At 63.1% G+C, this 18,627-nt stretch carries 14 protein-coding genes; 3 read left to right on the forward strand and 11 right to left on the reverse strand.

Features of this window, described 5'->3' with window-relative positions; translation table 11 throughout:
- The 9 genes from GC1_RS11900 to GC1_RS11940 form a co-directional block, all read right to left on the reverse strand.
- The gene (locus GC1_RS11900; protein WP_019297396.1) at positions 1–840 is read right to left on the reverse strand and encodes a DMT family transporter; all 840 of its coding nucleotides are present in this window, start codon (positions 838–840) and stop codon (positions 1–3) included.
- Between the two features lie 7 nt (positions 841–847).
- Positions 848–2,557 carry a Na/Pi cotransporter family protein gene (locus GC1_RS11905; RefSeq protein WP_052265111.1) on the reverse strand — a complete coding sequence of 570 codons (1,710 nt, stop codon included), beginning with the start codon at positions 2,555–2,557 and terminating at the stop codon, positions 848–850.
- A gap of 143 nt (positions 2,558–2,700) precedes the next feature.
- Positions 2,701–3,492: a DeoR family transcriptional regulator gene (locus GC1_RS11910; protein ID WP_019298671.1), complete on the reverse strand. Its 792-nt coding sequence runs from the start codon at positions 3,490–3,492 to the stop codon at positions 2,701–2,703.
- A 260-nt stretch (positions 3,493–3,752) separates the two neighbouring features.
- Complete coding sequence (glyA, locus tag GC1_RS11915; RefSeq protein ID WP_039138034.1) at positions 3,753–5,036, reverse strand: serine hydroxymethyltransferase; 1,284 nt, start codon at positions 5,034–5,036, stop codon at positions 3,753–3,755.
- Positions 5,037–5,049: 13 nt separating this feature from the next.
- Positions 5,050–7,710 carry a phosphoenolpyruvate carboxylase gene (locus GC1_RS11920; protein ID WP_019296921.1) on the reverse strand — a complete coding sequence of 887 codons (2,661 nt, stop codon included), beginning with the start codon at positions 7,708–7,710 and terminating at the stop codon, positions 5,050–5,052.
- The gene (locus tag GC1_RS11925) at positions 7,710–8,681 is read right to left on the reverse strand and encodes a 2-hydroxyacid dehydrogenase (RefSeq protein ID WP_019296922.1); all 972 of its coding nucleotides are present in this window, start codon (positions 8,679–8,681) and stop codon (positions 7,710–7,712) included. The genes GC1_RS11920 and GC1_RS11925 overlap by 1 nt, the downstream gene beginning before the upstream one ends.
- 100 nt (positions 8,682–8,781) lie before the next feature.
- Positions 8,782–9,675, reverse strand: a complete 894-nt coding sequence (sucD, locus tag GC1_RS11930) for a succinate--CoA ligase subunit alpha (RefSeq protein WP_019296923.1) — start codon at positions 9,673–9,675, stop codon at positions 8,782–8,784.
- The gene (locus GC1_RS11935) at positions 9,672–10,871 is read right to left on the reverse strand and encodes a malate--CoA ligase subunit beta (protein ID WP_019296924.1); all 1,200 of its coding nucleotides are present in this window, start codon (positions 10,869–10,871) and stop codon (positions 9,672–9,674) included. The genes sucD and GC1_RS11935 overlap by 4 nt, the downstream gene beginning before the upstream one ends.
- Before the next feature lie 33 nt (positions 10,872–10,904).
- Positions 10,905–12,155 carry an aminotransferase class V-fold PLP-dependent enzyme gene (locus GC1_RS11940; protein ID WP_019296925.1) on the reverse strand — a complete coding sequence of 417 codons (1,251 nt, stop codon included), beginning with the start codon at positions 12,153–12,155 and terminating at the stop codon, positions 10,905–10,907.
- A gap of 310 nt (positions 12,156–12,465) precedes the next feature.
- On the opposite strand from GC1_RS11940, the gene GC1_RS11945 reads away from it, so the two are divergent.
- The 3 genes from GC1_RS11945 (at position 12,466) to GC1_RS11955 (ending at position 15,588) form a co-directional block, all read left to right on the forward strand.
- Positions 12,466–13,080, forward strand: a complete 615-nt coding sequence (locus tag GC1_RS11945; protein WP_019296927.1) for a response regulator transcription factor — start codon at positions 12,466–12,468, stop codon at positions 13,078–13,080.
- Between the two features lie 187 nt (positions 13,081–13,267).
- Positions 13,268–14,245, forward strand: coding sequence for an HpcH/HpaI aldolase/citrate lyase family protein (locus GC1_RS11950; protein ID WP_019296928.1), 978 nt, complete (start codon positions 13,268–13,270; stop codon positions 14,243–14,245).
- An 80-nt stretch (positions 14,246–14,325) separates the two neighbouring features.
- Positions 14,326–15,588 (forward strand): glycerate kinase type-2 family protein, encoded by a 1,263-nt coding sequence (locus GC1_RS11955; protein ID WP_019296929.1) that lies wholly within the window; start codon positions 14,326–14,328, stop codon positions 15,586–15,588.
- 78 nt (positions 15,589–15,666) lie between these two features.
- Here GC1_RS11955 and GC1_RS11960 read toward each other — a convergent pair whose 3' ends face one another.
- Complete coding sequence (locus tag GC1_RS11960) at positions 15,667–16,083, reverse strand: group II truncated hemoglobin (protein ID WP_019296930.1); 417 nt, start codon at positions 16,081–16,083, stop codon at positions 15,667–15,669.
- A 29-nt stretch (positions 16,084–16,112) separates the two neighbouring features.
- Positions 16,113–18,482: a trimethylamine-oxide aldolase Tdm gene (tdm, locus tag GC1_RS11965; RefSeq protein WP_019296931.1), complete on the reverse strand. Its 2,370-nt coding sequence runs from the start codon at positions 18,480–18,482 to the stop codon at positions 16,113–16,115.
- Positions 18,483–18,627 lie beyond the last annotated feature (145 nt).

An 18,627-nucleotide genomic window follows, 5' to 3' on the forward strand; every position in this document is an offset into this window, starting at 1 on the left:
TTATACAGCTGCTCCGATCAGCCCTACACCAGCTGCCATCAGCACCGCCGCGCCCAGCCGCCGCATCCAGTAGCCTTCCTTGAGAAACACAAAGCCGATCAAAGCCGCAAAAATCACCGAAGTTTCCCGCAGTGCGGATACCGCCCCCAGCGGTGCAAAGTTCTTGGCGTAAAGCACCAGCCCGTAGGCCGTCATCGACACCAGCCCGCCCGCAATGCCCAAAACCCAGACTTTCCCTGGCAGCGCAGCAAGGCTGCGCCGCCTGCGGAATGCGACAAAACCGGCAATAAAGATGTGCAGGAAAGCACCCCAGGCCCAATAGCTGAGCGTATTGCCTGAAAGGCGCACGCCCAACCCGTCGACGACAGAATAGATCGAAATGCAAAAGCCAGTGCCCGCCGCAAAGCCAAAAGCCGCACGCCCAACCCCCGAACGCAGTGCCTTCCAACTGCTGAGCTGGATACCGAAGGCAATCACTGCAATTCCTGCCCAGGCCTGCAACGGCAGCATTTCCCCCGCGAAGGCCATCGCCCATAGGCCCACAAGGGCTGGCACGATACCCCGGGCAATCGGGTACACCACGCTGAGGTCACCGTGCTGATAGGCGCGGCCCAGCATGTAGTAGTAGCCGAAATGCACGACGGTCGACGCCAGAATATAAGGAAAACTCTCTGCCGAAGGCAGCGGCAGAACTGCAATCATCACTGCACTTGGAATCACCTGGCCGAACGCCACGAGACCAAGGGTGGTAGTGCGGTCGGCGGCCGTCTTTACGATAGCATTCCACAGCGCATGCAGCAGGGCAGCAGATAGAATGATGGCAATTACGGGAAGCGTCATATCCTGTTCAGTCTTTCGGCAAGAACCCGTCGGCGGAATTTTCCTCTCCTGCGCCTTCAGGCATTTCCTCGATCAGGCGTGTCTCCAGCAGCTGTCCGTTGCGGTAGAGCACGGGGGTGGCGACGGCGGCGATGTGGCTGTTGAACTCGCGCAGGGCCCGCAGCGTCTCCAGGTGGATGTCGGAGGTCTCGAAACTCTCCCGCCCGCCGTTTTGCAATCGGCTCAGGTGGCGCTTGCGGCTGTCATGCTCCATCCGTTTCAGCTCGGTCTTCTCCAGGCTCAAGAGCCGGGCGCTCTCCAGATCGTCGGAGATCAGCACATTGGAGGCCAGCTGCAGATTGGCCTGGATCGCCTCATGCATGCGGGTGATTTCCAGCCAGCCGTCCTTTGAAAAGCTGAGGCCCTTCTTGTTCATTTCGCCTGCCAGCACCGTCAGGCGCCGCGCCACCACGTCGCCCGCGGTCTCCAGCCGGATGGCGTATTCCATCAGGCTGCGGGCGGTCTTCAGCTCCGCCTTGCTGAACGCCTCTTCCGGGATTGCGGCCACATAGCGGCGGATGCCGGAGAGGCAGGCGTTGACCTCATCATCCATCCGCTGCACCGCCCTGATCTGCTCCTTGCTGCCGCCCTGATACAGCTCCAGCACCGGGCGGAACATGGCGCCGACTTGGTCGGCCATCCGCAGCAATTCGCGCTTGAGGTTGGCCACCGCCTGGGCCGGAGAGCCGTAGCTGCCCTGCTCCAGCGCGCTGGCCGCCCGCCCCGGCGCTGCGGTTCCGGCCTGTGCGGGCTCGGGAAAACTGCGCATAAACAGCCCCTCCAGCGGGGTGCAGACCGGCAGCGCCAGCAGCAAGAGCGATGCGTTGAAGGCGAGATGCGCATTGACCAGCATCTGGCCGCCCTGCGGGTCACCCAGCCAGCCCTGGCGCAGCGCCAGATTGGCGCCGAACAGGCAAATCACTGCCCAGGTGCCGCGCAAGGCCAGGTTGGCATAGGGAATGCGCCGCGCCTTCAACGCCATGCCGCGGCTGAGCCAGACCGGAATGAAGGCAGAGCCGAAATTGGCCCCCAGCACCAGCGACAGCCCGGCGGCAAAGGGGATGGCCCCGATCTGCACCAAGGTGACGCACATCAGGATCGCCGCGACGGAGGAATGCATCACAAAGGCCAGCGCGCCGCCGACCAGGAAGGCGGTGATATAGTCGCGCGCCAGGTAGCCCGCCACCGCAGGCAGAAAGGCGCTGTCGCGGATCGGGTCCATTGCCTCGCGCAGAAAGCGCAGCGAAATCAGGATGAAGGCGACACCCATCAGGATCCGCCCCAGCTGGCGCGCCTTCTTGGCCTCGGTCTTGACGAACAGGTAGCCGCCGACCGCCAAAAGCACCGGCACCAGCCAGTCGAGCTTGAACGACAGGATCTGGATGATCAGCGCCGAGCCGAGATCGCCGCCCAGCACAATCGCCAGCCCGGCGGGGAAGGCGAGATAGCCGCTGGCGGCAAAGCCGGAGGTCAAGAGCGCCACCGCCGCCGAGCTTTGCAGCACAATCGCCAGGATCAGCCCCATCAGCCCCGCCTGCAAATGGCTTTGGCGCCCAGTCAGCAGCCGCTGGAACGAGGCACCGTAGCTGCGCTCAATCCCGGTCCGCACCATCCGAACCGCATAAAGCAGCAGCATCGTCGCACCCGCAAGGCTGATCAGAAAAGTCAGTATTGCCATGTATATGTCCGCTCAAGGCCTCCTGCAGACGCGATTCCGCTGCTGACACGGCCTTAGTGCCGCCCAGCCTAGACAGCAACTGATATTCCCGCCGCTCCGGCCCCTGAATTTTTCTTCTGAGTTCCCAGAGCGGCGTTCCAGGATCAGTTCCCCTTGGCGGATTGGGCGACCTCCGTCTTCACCCCCCAGTCCGCCAGGGCAGCAGACAGCTTCTTGCCTGGGTCCTGATCGGTGAACAAGACCGTGAGCCTGCGCGGTTCCGGCCCGCAGTGGGGAGCCGTTTCAGCAAACTTCGGATGCGCCATGGCAACCGCAACCTTCTGGGCGCAGTCAGCAGCCACGCACGCCAGCTGGGCCTCTTCAGCGCTGTGATAAAGCACGCCTTGTTTGGCCGAGAGCGCGTCCGCAGACAGGATCGCTAGGTCAAGCACGAACCGCCGCAGCTGCTGTTCGGCAACGAAACCGAAAGTGCCGCGCTCGTTGCTCTGCATTTCGCCACCCAGAAAATGCACCCGGTTGCCATTGTGGTTTGCCAGGGTCTGTGCAGCGCCAATTGAGTTTGTAACCACGGTCAAACCCGACTTCTGCCGCAATTCCTCCGCCACAAAAGCTGTGGTGGAGCCTACATCAAGGAACAAAGCCATCCCGTCGCGCACATATCCGGCAGCCAGCGCAGCAATCCGCGCTTTTTCCCTCTGGTTCTCGGAAATCCGCCGCGCAAAGCTTGTTGCGCTTTGCGGACCGGCCAGAAAAGCGCCGCCGTGCACACGCTGTACGGCCCCCGCTTTGTTCAGCGCCTTTATCGTGCGGCGAACGGTCTCTTCGGACACATCCAGCATCTTGGCCAGTTCGGCACTGCGCGCAGAGCCGCCCAGGCGGCGCAATGCGTCCACCAGCTCCATTTCACGATGGGACAGAGAGAGAGAGTCCGACAAGAGATTGTTCCATTTACTTCAGCCGTTTCTGCGCAATTAGGCACGGGCCTGCGGCGCAATTCAAGGCCTTACGGCAACACCCTGCTGCGGTCCGGGCTTTGCACAGGCCTGCAAGAGCCCCACCACTGGAACAGATAGACTTCTCTTTCCGGCAGGTGCTGGCGCACGTTTCCGGGACCGCTGCTTTCTGCGTCCCGCCAAAAGAAAACCGCCGCGGCCTTGGGGCCGCGGCGGTTTTTTGTTGTCTGGCAGGCCGGAGCTTACAGGTTCGGGTAGAGCGGGAACTTGGCGCAGAGGTCCGCGACCTTGGCGCGCACCGCCGCTTCCACATCCGCGTTGCCCTCTTCACCGTTGGCCGCCAGCCCGTCGATCACTTCGATGATCAGGTCGGCGATCTGGCGGAACTCCGCCTCGCCGAAGCCGCGGGTGGTGCCGGCAGGCGTGCCGAGGCGCAGGCCGGAGGTCACGGTGGGCTTTTCCGGGTCGAACGGGATGCCGTTCTTGTTGGTGGTGATATGGGCACGGCCCAGCGCCTTGTCGGCGATGTTGCCGGTGACGCCCTTGGGCCGCAGGTCGACCAGCATCACATGGGTGTCGGTGCCGCCGGTGACGATGTCCAGGCCGCCCTGGATCAGCTGGTCCGCCAGCGCTGCCGCGTTCGCCTTGACCTGCTTTTGGTAGGCCTTGAACTCCGGCTTCAGCGCCTCGCCGAAGGCCGCCGCCTTGCCTGCGATCACATGCATCAGCGGGCCGCCCTGGATGCCCGGGAAGATCGCCGAGTTCACCTTCTTGGCGATGGCTTCGTCGTTGGTCACGATCATGCCGCCGCGGGGGCCGCGCAGGGTCTTGTGGGTGGTGGTGGTGGCGACATGCGCGTGCGGGAACGGCGAGGGGTGCTCACCGGCCGCGATCAGGCCTGCGATATGGGCCATGTCGACCATGAAATAGGCGCCAACGCTGTCGGCGATTTCACGGAACTTGGCAAAGTCGATCTGGCGCGGGATGGCGGAGCCGCCGGCGATGATCAGTTTCGGCTGGTGCTCGTTGGCCAGCGCCTGGATCTGGTCGTAGTCGATCAGGTTGTCGCTTTCGCGCACGCCGTAATGCACCGCGTTGAACCACTTGCCCGACTGGTTCGGCGCGGCGCCATGGGTCAGGTGGCCGCCGGAGGCCAGGTCCATGCCGAGGATGGTGTCGCCGGGCTGGATCAGCGCCTGGAACACGCCCTGGTTGGCCTGGGAGCCGGAGTTCGGCTGCACGTTGGCGAACTCGCAGCCGAACAGCGCCTTGGCGCGGTCGATCGCGAGGTTTTCGGCAACGTCCACATACTGGCAGCCGCCATAGTAGCGGCGCCCCGGGTAGCCTTCGGCGTACTTGTTGGTCAGCACCGAGCCTTGCGCTTCCATCACCGCGGCGGAGACGATGTTCTCAGACGCAATCAGCTCGATCTCGTCGCGCTGGCGGCCCAGCTCAGCGGTGATCGCGCCAAACAGTTCAGGATCGCGCTCAGACAGCGTTTGGGTGAAAAACAGATCTTTGGACATTCGGGGCTCCTGTCTATCCAGTCCAGCCAAGGCCCGCCGCAACGCAGTTCATCGACTGCATCAGCGGGACCGGCACTGTTGAAGATTTCCGGGCACGCTCTTCGCGCAAGAGGCGCACCTGGGTTTTGTGAATTTCGCGCAGCATGTTTTCCACTCGGCCGAAGCGGGCGCGCAGGCGCGGGAAACGCTGGGACAGGCTGCTGTCACCGGTCAGGAATGCAATTGCTTCGCAGGCAAGCTGGTATTCCTTGCGGATGGAGCCGAAGATTCGGTCGCGGATTTCAGTGTCCTGCACCAGCGTTGCGTAATCGGCAGCGATCTCCATGTCGCTTTGCAGCAGGGTCTTTTCGACCTCATCCACCACCAGGCGGAACAGCGGCGAACCAGTGAACATGTCCTGCAGCACTGCATCGCCGCGGGCACCACGGAACTTGCGGAAGCTGGCAACCGCAGAGCCGAAGCCGTACCAGCCGGTGATCATGTGGCGGTTCTGCGACCAGGCAAAAACCCAGGGGATCGCCCGCAGGTCGTCCAGCGACCCGGCCCCGAAGCGGCGCGCGGGGCGCGAGCCGATCTTGAGCATGGCCAGTTCCTCAACCGGGCTGGCCTGCTGGAAATAGTCCAGGAAACCCGGCACGTTCAGCAGGTTGGAGTAGGCCGCTTGGGACATGCCCGCGAGCGCCTCAAACGCGTCATCGAATTCCGGGTTTACCAGCGGCGTGTCTTCTTGCAGAGAGTGGCGCAGCACGGACGATGCCATCAGCTCCAGCTGGTGCAGGGCGGTGCCGCGGTTGGCGTATTTGGAGCTGACAACCTCTCCCTGTTCTGTGATCCGCATCCGGCCCGCGATGGTGCCCGCAGGCTGGGCCGCAATGGCGCGCTCCGCAGGGGCGCCGCCGCGGGAGACCGATCCGCCGCGGCCATGAAAGAACACCGGCTTCATCCGGTGCGCCGCCAGGGTGCGGGTGATCAGCCGCTGCGCCTTCTCCAGCTCCCAGGTGGAGCAGAGGAAACCGCCGTCCTTGTTGCTGTCGGAATAGCCCAGCATCACCTCGATCCGGTTGTCGCCGGACTTCAGCGAGCGGCGGGCAAAGGGGACCTCCAGCAGGCCGTCAAGGATGCCGGGTGCGGCACGCAGGTCGCCTATGGTTTCAAACAGCGGCACCACCTTGAGCGCGGCCTTCTCAGCCCCGAAGCCCGCATAGCGCGCCAGCAGGTAGACCCCCAGCAGATCATCGGTAGAACGGGTCATTGACAGGATGAAAGGCCCCATCGCATGCGGGTCCTCACCCGCCCCTGCATCACGCATCAGCCGCAGCAATTTCAGCAGTTCACCGCTTTGCGGGCTCAGCTCATCCGGGGTCATGTAAGGAAGCGAGGCGCTGCCCAGCTCCTTGCGCAGGCGCGCCGACCAATCCGGGCCGCCGAACTCCGGCACGTCGCCGGAACGCGCCCAAATCTCGGTCAGCGTTTCCGTGGTCACGGTGGAGTTCTGGCGGATATCCAGCGTCACCGTGCGGAAGCCAAAGACATCCGCCTGCCAGCGGATCGGCCGCACATAGCGGGCCGCCAGGCGGTGCGCGCCGATTTCCTCAAGCGCCTCTTCCACTTCTGTCAGGTCGGCAACAAAGTCACCCAGATGTTTATAGGCGCCGGTTTCCTCTGCCGCAGTGGCCTTGATCCGCGCCAGGATCGCGGTCAGCGCCTGGCGAAAGACTTCACCGGGATTGCGGGCAGTCAGAGCAGCGGCACCGGGCGCCGCCGCAACGATCTTTGCCAGCCGGGCGGAGGCTTTGTCCGGTAAGGCAAACACGGCGGCCGAAATCGAGATCCGTTCCGCTGCGGTGGTCAACGCCTTCTGGTAGCGTTTCAGGATTGCTGCGCGGTTCGCAGTCAGCGCTGCCGCTGTCGCCTCAACCGTCACATTCGGGTTGCCGTCGCGGTCGCCGCCGATCCAGGAATGGAACTTGAGGCAGGGCGCATCGGCGCTTTCGCCCAACCGCGGTTCAGCGGCGGCAATATAGCGTTCAAACAGCTGCGGCACCGCTTCATACAGGCTGTCGCGGAAGAACTGCAGGCCCCATTGGATTTCGTCCTGCAGGCTGGGCCGGTCGCGGCGCAGCTCGCCCGTCATCCACAACAAGTCTATTTCGGAACGCAGATCCTCCAGCAGATCAGCGCGCTCGCGCGGGGTCCAGCGCTTGGCCTCCAGCGACACCAGCACGCGGTAGATGCGGCGGTGGATTTCCAGGATGGTGACGCGCTTGGCTTCGGTCGGGTGCGCAGTCAGGGTTGGGCCGATGGAAAACTGGCTGGTGACCTCCTGCAGCCGCTCCGGTGTCGCCAACTCCCCGGCCATATCCAGCGCGCGGGCAAAGCTGCCCTCGACCACTTCCGGCCCGTCCTGCGTCTCCGCCATGCGGCGGTCGCGCATGGCGGCGTTTTCCTCGACGATCTTCAGCAGCTGGAACCAGATGTTGAAGGCCTGCATGTAGGCGGTCGCGGGCTGCCCATTGGAAAGATCCCAAGCGGTTTCAGAAGCGATCTTGGCCGCGACTTCCGGCGCCCGCTGGCGCAGCACATCCAGCCACAAGGCGTGCAATTCGGCGCGAAGCCCGGCGGCATAGGAAGTGTCTTCATAGTCTGCGGGGGCAGTTTCGGCAGGATCAGCCATTACATCACCCGGTCGCGCGGCTCGCGTCCTGCAAAGAAGTCGGTCAGATTATCAAGTACGCGGAAGCCCATCGCCTCGCGCGCCTCCCGGGTCGCACTGCCCAGATGCGGCAGCATTACCAGGTTGTCGCAGTCCAGCAGGTCCGGGTTGATGCGCGGCTCGCCATCGAACACGTCCAGCCCGGCACCGCCGATGGTTTCGAACCACAGGGCACGGGATAGGGCCAGCTCGTCAATCACCTCGCCGCGGGCCGTATTAATAAGGAATGCATCCGGTTTCATCAGGTTCAGCATCCGGGTGTTGATCAGATGCCGGTTGGCAGGCCCACCCGGGCAGTGCAGCGAGACGAAATCGCATTTCGGCATTAGATCTTCAAGACCGTCGACTTGAGTGGCGTTAAAACGGGCCAGTACGTCCGGCGACACACGGGAGCGGTTCTGCACCACGATCTTCATGCCAAACCCGTGGTGGGCGCGGCGGGCCATCTCCTGGCCGATGCGGCCAAAGCCGACGATACCCAGCGTCTTGCCGGAGACTTTGGTGCCAACCAGATGGGTCGGGCGCCAGCCGGTCCATTCGCCAGCCCGCAGCTCGCGCTCGCCCTCGCCAGCACGGCGGGCCACCATCAAGAGCAGCGTCATGGCGATGTCGGCGGTGCATTCGCTCAGCACATCCGGCGTGTTGGTCACCGTCATGCCGTGACCGGCTGCGCCATGCATATCAATGTGGGAGTAGCCGACCCCGTAGTTGGCCAGGATCCGGGCCTGCGGCTTGGCGATATCGAACGCCTTGGCCGAAATCTTGTCGGTAACGGTCGGCAACACAGCGTCATAAGACGTCATTGCGGCGCGCAGCTCGTCCTCGGTCAGCGGCTTGTCACCGGTGTTCAGCACAGCATCAAACGCCTCAGCCAGCTGCGCCTCAACGGCGGCGGGCCAGCGGCGGGTCACCAGAACCTTGGGCTTTGCCATGATGTCATCTCCCTGACGTGCTTGTGCTTTTATTAATGCGCTCCACCCCCGCCATTGCCCCGGGCCAAGGGTGGAGCGTTGCGCCTGTTCCGTTGCCGGATCAGGCGGCGTTCTTTTTCATCACGCTTGCGATGGTTTCGCCGATCACGGCGGGGTTCTCGGCAACGGTCACGCCCGCGGCCGACAGGATCTCCACCTTCTCGGAAGCGGATTCCCCGAAGGCCGAGATGATTGCGCCCGCGTGGCCCATAGTGCGCCCCTTGGGTGCGGTCAGACCCGCGACATAGGCCACCACCGGTTTGGTCACGTGGTTCTTGATGTAATCCGCCGCTTCCGCTTCCTGCGGGCCACCGATTTCACCGATCATCGCGATGACCTCGGTTTCCGGATCTTTCTCAAACCACTCAAGGATGTCCTTGAAGGAGGAGCCGTTGATCGGGTCGCCGCCGATGCCGACCGAGGTGGAAACCCCTAGGCCCAGCTCTTTCAGCTGTGCTGCGGCCTCGTACCCCAGAGTGCCCGAGCGGCCGATGATGCCCACGGTGCCCGGCAGGTAGATGTGGCCCGGCATGATGCCCAGCAGTGCCTTGCCCGGCGAGATGGTGCCCGCGCAGTTGGGGCCGGTCAGGATCATCCGCTTGTCCTTGGGATAGCGGTACATGTAGCGCTTCACGCGGATCATGTCCTGAGCCGGGATGCCGTCGGTGATGCAGACACAGTAGTTGATGCCCGCATCCGCCGCTTCCATGATGGAGTCGGCTGCAAACGGCGGCGGCACAAACACTAGCGAGGCATTGGCGCCAGTAGCTTCGACCGCTTCTTTCACGGTGTTGAAGACCGGCACACCCTCGACGGTCTCGCCGCCCTTGCCCGGCACCACGCCGCCAACAACGTTGGTTCCGTATTCGATCATGTCCTTGGTGTGGAACCGGGCGATCTTGCCGGTGATGCCCTGGACGATGACACGGCTTTCGCGATCAAGAAGGATGCTCATTTCACGGCCCTCACACGAGTGTTTTGATCAAGGTCGTTTTTCCAAGCGCCGACGGCCCGCTCAGCAGCTTCCATCAGCGAGGTTGCGCGGATCAGCGGCAGGCCGGATTGCGCCAGGATTTTCTGGCCTTCCTCCACGTTGGTGCCTGCAAGGCGGACCACAACGGGCACGTCGACCTGCACTTCCTTCAGCGCCTGCACGACGCCTTCGGCGACCCAGTCGCAGCGGTTGATGCCGGCAAAGATGTTGACCAGAACCGCCTGCACATTGCTGTCGGACATCACCAGGCGGAAAGCCTTGGCCACCCGTTCCGGAGTTGCGCCGCCGCCGATGTCCAGGAAGTTGGCAGGCTCGCCGCCGGCCAGCTTGATGGTGTCCATGGTCGCCATCGCCAGGCCCGCACCGTTCACGATGCAGCCGATGTTGCCTTCGAGGCCGACATAAGACAGGCCGCGGTCGGCCGCGCGGCTTTCGCGCGGGTCTTCCTGGGACTTGTCGCGCAGCTCCGCGATCTGCGGGTGGCGGAACAGGGCGTTGTCGTCAAAGGTCATCTTGGCGTCAAGCGCAATGACCCTGTTGTCCGAAGTGACGACCAGCGGGTTGATCTCAACCATGGTGGCATCCAGTTCGGAAAACGCCTGGTAGCAGCCCTTGAGCGTGCGCACCATTTGCTGCGTCATCGCCGGCTCGATGCCCAGGGCAAATGCGATCTCCCGCGCCTGGAAGTCCTGCAGGCCAACGGCCGGCTCAACGGTCGAGCGCACGATGGACTCGGGCCGCTCGGCAGAGATCTCCTCAATCTCCATGCCGCCTTCGGACGAGGCAACGATCATCACCCGCTGGCTGGAACGGTCCAGCACAAAGCCCAGGTAGATCTCGCGGGCGATCGGCACCGCACCTTCTACATAGACACGGTAGATGCCTTTGCCTTCGGGGCCGGTCTGGTGGGTCACCAGTTTCTTGCCGAACAGGTTCTCGGTTGCCTCATAGATCTCGGCTTCCGAGTTGCACAGTTTGACGCCGCCCGCCTTTCCGCGGCCGCCGGCGTGAACCTGGGCCTTGACGATCCAGCGGTCGCCGCCCAGTTCCCGCGCGCGGTAGGCCGCCTGCTCGGGGCTGTAGGCCAGCGCACCCGGCGGTACGGTCACGCCGAAGTTGCTCAGAACTTCCTTGGCCTGATACTCGTGGATATCCATGGTCCTCTCCTCCTCATGGATGTCGGAATTCTATTACTCTGCCGGTTCCAATTCCGGCGCGTAATGCTTGTCGAGCAGGGCGTTGATCGCCTCCATGTCAACCTTGGCGCCCATGTCGTTCATCGCCTTGCCAAAGCGGTTGACGATGTCGGTGATGGCCGCCGGGGTGATCTGGTTCAGGATGCCGATGCGGACCTGGACCGGCTCCGACAGGGTCGGCCAGATGCCGAAACCCACGGCGCGGCAGTTGCCCACCAGTTCCTTTTCGCGGCCTGCCAGATCGCCGGGCAGGTTCAGAACCACCAGGCTGGTCATGTTCGAGGTCACGTCGCAGCCCATCGCGGTCACGGCATCGCGCAGCGCTTTCTCGTGGAAGGCATAGTCGCGGGCTTTCTGGGCGCGGCCGTGCTGCAAGGTGATGCGCAGCGCCTCGTGGAAGGCGGCAACCGCATAACCGGAATGAGTGCGGTGGTAGGTGCCGGCAGCAACGTCCTGGCCGTCCACGATGCCCCAGTGGCGGGCTTCCAGGATCGGGTTGTGAACATACGAATGGCAGCCGTTCTCGCGCACGGTCTGAATGTATTGGTCGGTGAAGGAGACTGGCGCATAGGTCAGCGGCAGGCACAGCACGCCTTTCTGCGGGCAGGACGCCCAGCCGGCAACGCCCGGGTAGTCGTCGATCGAGAAATCCTCGATGCCCAGCGAGGACACCGCGTCGATCAGGCCCATCACGCCGTGCTTCACACAGGCATCCGAGAAACCCTTGAGGTCGTTGATGCGGCCCGAGCCGGTTTCCCAATGCGCCATGAAGGCCCACTTGGGCTTCTTCTCAGCCAGCACCTGCTCCACTAGTTTGCCCGACACCGACTCGCCGTGCGGCACATCCACCACGGTGACGGAGGCCGGCTGCGGGTTCATCGCGTCAGCGGCCAGCTCCTCGCGGGTGGCGGCCTTCATGCGGATGGTCATCGCGTCGATGCCCGAGAAGGTGCCGTTCTGGAAGGCAACCACGGTATCGCCCGGCAGGATTGCATTCAGCATGCAGTCCAGGCCGGAGAAGCCGGTGCCGCCGACGCCGTAGGTGTAGGTGTTGGCGGTGCCCCACAGGTCGCGCAGCATCTGCTTGCACTCGATCATGCCGCGCAGCACGTCCGCCTGCATGTGGTCGGCCAGGCCGGTGTTGGCAAAAGCCTGCAGCACGCGGGGATCGGTATTGCCCGGGCCAGGGCCGGCGGCCAGGGTTTCCGGGATTTCCAGGCTGGGGAAGATCGTGGGTTCAGTCATCGGGGTCAGGCCTCGCTGTTGTCGTTTCGGCGATGTGCCGGAGGTCCCAGGCCTTCTGCGCCGCGATCTTCGCTGCGGGAAGGTTTGTTTCCTGTCGTGCAACATCTGTTAACCTAAGGAAAACCCAGGTCGACAAAACCCGCAACATTCCTATATCCTGCTTTTGGGTATCTAAATGGGCGGCTAAAAACCTACCCGAACTGGTAAAAATACCGTTGCATACCGAAATGCACCCTACCCATTTGGGTAGTTTGAAACGAAAAGGCACCAAATGGCTCCTATAAGCGACAAAGTTTCCCCGATATCGGTCATGCTTGCTGACGCAAATCCCCTGGTGCTGTCGGCCATGTCCGAGATCTTCGACAAAGACCCGCGATTCTCGCTGGTCGCCACCTCCGCAACCGCCGAAGGCTTCCTCGGAACGGTGATGCGGGTGCCGGTTCAGGTTGGGATCATCGACTGGAACCTGCCCGCGCTCGGCGGCGCCAAGCTGATCGAAGTGCTGCGCGACCAGGCCAACGCGCCACGGCTGGTGGTCTATGCCGACGACAGCGGCGACGTTCCGCGCAAGGCGATGAGCGCAGGCGCCGCCGGCTTCGCGCCGCGCTCCAGCGCTGTCGACGGACTCTTGGACACCTGCCTGGCCGTGGCCGCGGGCAAGATGGTTTTCCCCTTCCTCGACGTCCGGGGCCTCCAGACCGATCCGATCGAGCAGCTGTCCCGCCGCGAGCGCACGATGCTTGAGGCGCTATCCAAGGGGCTCACCAACAAGGAGCTCAGCAAGGAGCTGGGGATTTCGACCAACACGGTGAAGTTCCATCTGTCGAACCTCTACGAAAAACTCTCGGTCAAGAACCGCGCCCAGGCGATTGCGTTCTACTACGCCAACCGCGCCGCCAAGGGCGATTTCAGCCTGGAAGAATGATCCTGGCGCATCGTGCCGCGGCTCGCACGCGTGTGCGCATACGCGTGCGCACGCGAGGGCGCGACGCGCGGGCGCGCTCCCGCGCGAATGTATTTAAATGAAAACTTTTTTCTTGACAGGAAACACCCTGATAGGGAATGCCTAGGGAGGAGAGTACGAAACCCCATTGCGAATGAGGAGCGCACCCATGTCGTTTCATACCGTCGAACAGGCCCCTGGCCGCCTGAACCGCAGCGAGCTGGCAATCCCCGGCTCTCAACCCCAAATGTTTGAAAAAGCAGCAAAATCCGATGTCGACGTGATCTTTCTGGATCTCGAAGACGCGGTTGCGCCGGACGAGAAAGACCAGGCCCGCAAGAACATCATCAAGGCCCTGAACGAGATCGATTGGGGCAACAAATCCATGTCGGTGCGAATCAACGGCCTCGACACCCACTACATGTACCGCGATGTCGTCGATGTGGTTGAACAGGCAGGCGAACGCCTTGACCTGATCATGGTCCCCAAGGTCGGCACCGCAGCCGATGTTTATGCCGTCGACATGCTGGTCACCCAGATCGAAGACGCCAAGGGCTACAAGAAGCGGATCGGCTTCGAGCACATCATCGAGACCGCGCTCGGCATGCAGAACGTGAGTGAAATTGCCGCAGCCTCCAAGCGCAATGAATCGCTGCATTTCGGCGTTGCCGACTATGCCGCCTCGACCCGTGCCCGCACCACCATCATCGGCGGCGTGAACCCGGATTACTCGGTGCTGACCGACCCGGCCGCAGATGGCTCACGCGACGTGCATTGGGGCGACATGTGGCACTATGCGCTGGCCCGCATGGTGGTGGCCGCCCGCGCCAACGGCTTGCGTCCGATCGACGGCCCGTTCGGCGATTTCCAGGACAAGGAAGGCTACAAGGCCGCCGCCAAACGCGCCGCGGTTCTGGGCTGCGAGGGCAAATGGGCCATCCACCCCAGCCAGATCGAACTGGCCAACGAGGTGATGTCGCCGTCGGACGCGGAAATCACCAAGGCGCACCGCATTCTGGAAGCGATGGCCGAAGCTGAAGCGGCCGGTAAGGGCGCAGTGTCGCTGGACGGCCGCCTGATTGACTACGCCTCGATCCGTCAGGCAGAAGTGCTGGTGGAAAAAGCCAAGCAGATCGCCGGCACCTAAGCCGCCGTTCTGTTTCAAGACCTTACGCCGCCCCGGCTTTGGCTGGGGCGGCTAAGCGGCGCTATGCCAGGGAGACGCAGATGACCGGATTGCTGACCACCGCCAAGGCCCTGTTTCAGGCCGCCGTCGACCGGGCAGACCCGGCGCAAGCCCTGCGTGCCCAGCTAGCGACCTCGCCGCTCTCCCCCTTGCCCGAAGGCGGCAGGAATGTGCTGCTGGCTGTCGGCAAGGCTGCCATCCCGATGATGCGCGAAGCGCTGGCGCTGATCCCGGATGCAGACCAGGCTTTGGCGATCACAAACCCTGAAAACTACACGGAAATTCCCGGCGCCACGGTGATCTGCGGCGCCCATCCGGTGCCGGATGAAACCAGCGCTGCTGCAGGTCAGGCCGCCATTGAGCTGGCCCGTTCCCTTAGCCCCAATGACCGGCTGATTACGCTGATTTCCGGCGGCGGCTCCGCCTTGATGGTGGCCCCTGCCCCCGGCCTGACACTGGCGGACAAGGCGGCGGTGAACAAGCTGCTGCTCGCCTCCGGCCTTGAAATCAACGAGATGAATCTGATCCGCCAGCAGCTGTCGGACACCAAGGGCGGCGGACTGCTGCGCCATGCAGCACCTGCCCAGGTGCAGGCCTATATCCTCTCAGACGTGATCGGCGACGACCTGCGCGCCATCGCCTCAGGCCCTACCGTTGCACCGATCGGCACCCGCGCTGATGCGCGCGGGATTATGCAGCGCGCGGGCATCTGGGACAGCGCGCCTGAGGCCGTCAAGACCCGCCTCAGCGCCGCCGAGAATGCCCAGGAAACCCCGCCCCAGGCCACCAACACATTGATCGGTTCCAACCGCCACAGCCTCAAGGCAATGATGGCCGTTGCCGCTGAAGACTGGACCCCCAAGCTGGTCTCGCACCGGCTGGTGGGCGATGTGGCAGAGGCCGCTGAAACGGTTGTAAAAGCGGCAGAAACCGCCCCCAAGGACAAACCTGTTGCGCTGATCTTCGGAGGTGAAACCACGGTGCAGCTCCGCGGCAGCGGCCTTGGCGGGCGCAACCAGGAACTGGCCCTCCGCGTCGCCAAACTGGGCGCGGAACGGCTCAGCGGCGACTGGCTGTTCCTCTCCGGCGGCACTGACGGGCGCGATGGCCCCACGGATGCAGCAGGCGGCATCGCCACTCCCGACACCTGGGAGGCCATCAGGGCAGCAGGTCAGGACCCGGACGCACTGCAGGCCAACAACGACAGCTACGCGGCGCTCAAATCCGCGGGCGCGCTGCTGATCACCGGCGGCACCGGCACCAACGTGGCCGATGTGCAAGTTTTCCTGAGGCTGCCCGGCTGATCACCAGGCCACTCCCGCTTTTCATCTTTCCTGAAATACTTCCGCCGGAGGCTCCCGCGGCGGCAACAGGCGGCGCGCTCAAGCCAAAGCGCGCTTCTCGCCCCACTCAGCCAGATCGTTCACCAGCATCAAGGCCACCCGACGGAACACCTGGCGCAACCGCTCCACATGGGGGCCTTCCAGTTTGAGCTCCGCCAGCGCCTGGTCCATACATTTCAGCCAGTTTTCGGCGTCTTCTCCAGTGATTGGCACATGGGCGTGCATCAGTTTCACGTCCATATGCCCGTGTTTTTCCTCGTAATACCGGCGTCCGCCCATAAAACCGGACAGGAAGTTGAACTGCTCGATCCGGGCATGGTCCATGCCATGCCCCCGCTTGTGCAGTTTGACGATCTGCGCACCGGTCTCGGTTTCCTCGACAATATCGTAGAACCGTTCCACCAGCGTCCGCAGAACCGCCTCGCCGCCGATCTGTTCTATCAGCTTCTGAACCATTTAACCTCCCTGCCCCGCAGCGGCCGGCCTCAGGATTGAGGCCGGGTCTTTTTGGGGTCGTAATGGGCAAAAGGTACAATCTTGGCGGGCAGACGTTTTTGATGCCCGTCAAGTTTACCGATTTCCACCTCGGTTCCGGCCTCCGAACAGGACACATCCACCCGTGCCAGCGCGATGTTCTTGCCCAGAAGCGGCGAACGCATGGAGGAGGTCACCTCGCCGATCTGCGCCCGGCCGATGTGGACGCAATCGCCATGACCCACGTCGATTGCCGAGTCAATGTCCAGCCCGACCAGCTTGCGGGCAGGCGTGGTCTTGCGCCGGATCAGCGCATCGCGGCCGATGAAATCATCCTCTTTCGATTTCAGCGGCACCGTGAAACCGATGCCCGCCTCAAACGGGTCGGTCTGATCGCTGAAGTCGTAACCGGCAAAGATCAAACCGGCCTCGATCCTCACCATATCCAGCGCCTCCAGCCCCATCGGGCGGATGCCGTGGTCCTGCCCGGCCTCCCAGACCGCGTCAAACACCTCACTGGCGTGTTTCGGGTGGCAGAAGATCTCATATCCCAGCTCGCCGGTGTAGCCGGTCCGCGAGACCACCACCGGCACGCCCTGGTCATCCCCGATGCGTGCGGGCGTGAAGCGGAACCAGCCCAGTTCCTCCAGCGTCGGATTATGGGGCATGGTCCAGATGATCTTCTTCAGCAGATCGCGGCTTTCAGGGCCTTGCACGGCGATATTGTGCTGCATGTCGGTCGAGGACCGGATCAGCACGTTCAGGCCCAGCTTCTCCGCCTGCTCGCGGATCCACTCCCCGCCATAGTCCGAGCCGCCGATCCAGCGGAAATTGTCCTTGCCCAGGCGGAACACGGTGCCGTCATCGATCATGCCGCCATGCGGGTAGCACATCGCGGTATAGACCACCTGCCCCACCGCCAGCTTCTTGATGTTGCGGGTAAAGATGTACTGGCACAGCGCCTCGGCATCCGGTCCGGTGATCTCGAACTTGCGCAGGGCCGAGAGGTCCAGCACCACCGATTTCTCGCGGCAGGCCCAGTATTCCTCCAGCGGGCCGGACTCGGCATAGCAATTGGCCAGCCAGAACCCGTTATACTCGATGAAATTGCGGGTCAGCTTGCTGAGGCGGTCGTGGAAACCGGTTTCCTTGGTCATCTTGGGCTCCGATTCAGGGGTCGCGCGGAACGCAATCGCCCGCTTGAAAGTCTCTGTTCCGCTATAGGTGCGGATGTGAATGTCGGTGGGGTTCCAGCCATTGGCGGCGCTGGTGTCATCCGGGCAGGCAGAGCTGACACAGACCAGATCGGTCAGCGCCCGCAGCAGCACGTAGTCACCGGGCCGGGTCCAGGGCTCATCAGCATACATCACGCCGTGATCGTCCAGCCCGGTGTTGAAGAAGAAGTTGATCGCCATCCAGCCAGCCCGCGGCGTTACCCCGTGGCCCGCCAGCACGCCGTTGAAGTTATCCGAGCAGTTCACATGGCCGGGATAGCCGATGTCGTCATAATACTTCGCGGCACAGGCGAGGGCAAAAGCATCGTGGCGCCCCACGGTGTCCTGCACCACCTCGACCAGCGGCAGCATGTCCTGGTCATAGTATTTCGCATGCAGCCCCGGCATCGGATAGGCATGGCCCATCAGCGTGCGGGTGGTGGTCACATCCAGCGCATGCTCAATCCCCTTGTCCAGTTTGCGGGCGGCGAAGCACTGGAAGTCGGTGCACTGGCGGCCATCCACATCAATGATCTGGATATAGTCGCCGGCCTTCACGAAATAGCTTTCGGCAGTGGCGCTATGCACCCGAACCTCATTGACCGGCTCCGCCAGCGGGTCGGGCAACTCAAACCGGGCCACCTGCTTAATCACGGCACGTTTGACCAACACGGTCAATGAGGTCGCAGTGTCCTGCTTTTCGAAGTCCATGATGCCGCCGGGGGCCGCGATGATCACCACGCCGTCGCGCTGCACGGCGAAGCTCTCTTCGGTCTTGGCCGGTGTCGCACTGTCGAAGACCCGCACCGCACCGCCCTGCGCCAAATCAATGCCGCGCGCCTCCATACCCATGCGCAGGCCGCGCAGGGACTGATCCGAGGTCGTCAGCAGCGCCTTCAAGCCGCCGGCATCGCAGTTCGCTGCTGCACCGATGATCCTGGCATCGATGCGCCCCTTATCCTCGGCGGCGATGATCTCGCAGGGCTGGCCGCCCTCGTCATTGGTCACCGTCACCCGGTCGCCGGTCTCCACCCGGATCAGGATCGCGCCGCAGCCTTCGACCGCATAACGTTCGGTTCCCTTGGGCAATGAGAACACCGACGGCTGATACAATCCGGAGGGCTTCGGCGGCCCTTTGACAACCTCAGGGAAGCTCATGTCATTCATCGCGCATCTCCTGTTGGACTCCGGCCAATTCTTGCACGGTCGGAATATTTATTTATTGAAAAGAATATTCCGATACGGCACTCTAATCAACAAACATGTTGATTTTCTGCGGAAAAATGGCGATTGCCCGGGATGCGGCATTTTC

Source organism: Leisingera sp. ANG1 (assembly GCF_000203975.2).
Lineage (GTDB): Bacteria > Pseudomonadota > Alphaproteobacteria > Rhodobacterales > Rhodobacteraceae > Leisingera.

Excerpts from the sequence above, each read along its gene's own strand:
- GC1_RS11900 (WP_019297396.1), bottom strand. The coding sequence starts at position 840 with ATGACGCTTCCCGTAATTGCCATCATTCTATCTGCTGCCCTGCTGCAT.
- GC1_RS11905 (WP_052265111.1), bottom strand. The coding sequence starts at position 2,557 with ATGGCAATACTGACTTTTCTGATCAGCCTTGCGGGTGCGACGATGCTG.
- glyA (WP_039138034.1), bottom strand. The coding sequence starts at position 5,036 with ATGTCCAAAGATCTGTTTTTCACCCAAACGCTGTCTGAGCGCGATCCT.
- GC1_RS11920 (WP_019296921.1), bottom strand. The coding sequence starts at position 7,710 with ATGGCTGATCCTGCCGAAACTGCCCCCGCAGACTATGAAGACACTTCC.
- GC1_RS11925 (WP_019296922.1), bottom strand. The coding sequence starts at position 8,681 with ATGGCAAAGCCCAAGGTTCTGGTGACCCGCCGCTGGCCCGCCGCCGTT.
- sucD (WP_019296923.1), bottom strand. The coding sequence starts at position 9,675 with ATGAGCATCCTTCTTGATCGCGAAAGCCGTGTCATCGTCCAGGGCATC.
- GC1_RS11935 (WP_019296924.1), bottom strand. The coding sequence starts at position 10,871 with ATGGATATCCACGAGTATCAGGCCAAGGAAGTTCTGAGCAACTTCGGC.
- GC1_RS11940 (WP_019296925.1), bottom strand. The coding sequence starts at position 12,155 with ATGACTGAACCCACGATCTTCCCCAGCCTGGAAATCCCGGAAACCCTG.
- GC1_RS11945 (WP_019296927.1), top strand. The coding sequence starts at position 12,466 with ATGCTTGCTGACGCAAATCCCCTGGTGCTGTCGGCCATGTCCGAGATC.
- GC1_RS11950 (WP_019296928.1), top strand. The coding sequence starts at position 13,268 with ATGTCGTTTCATACCGTCGAACAGGCCCCTGGCCGCCTGAACCGCAGC.
- GC1_RS11955 (WP_019296929.1), top strand. The coding sequence starts at position 14,326 with ATGACCGGATTGCTGACCACCGCCAAGGCCCTGTTTCAGGCCGCCGTC.
- GC1_RS11960 (WP_019296930.1), bottom strand. The coding sequence starts at position 16,083 with ATGGTTCAGAAGCTGATAGAACAGATCGGCGGCGAGGCGGTTCTGCGG.
- tdm (WP_019296931.1), bottom strand. The coding sequence starts at position 18,482 with ATGAATGACATGAGCTTCCCTGAGGTTGTCAAAGGGCCGCCGAAGCCC.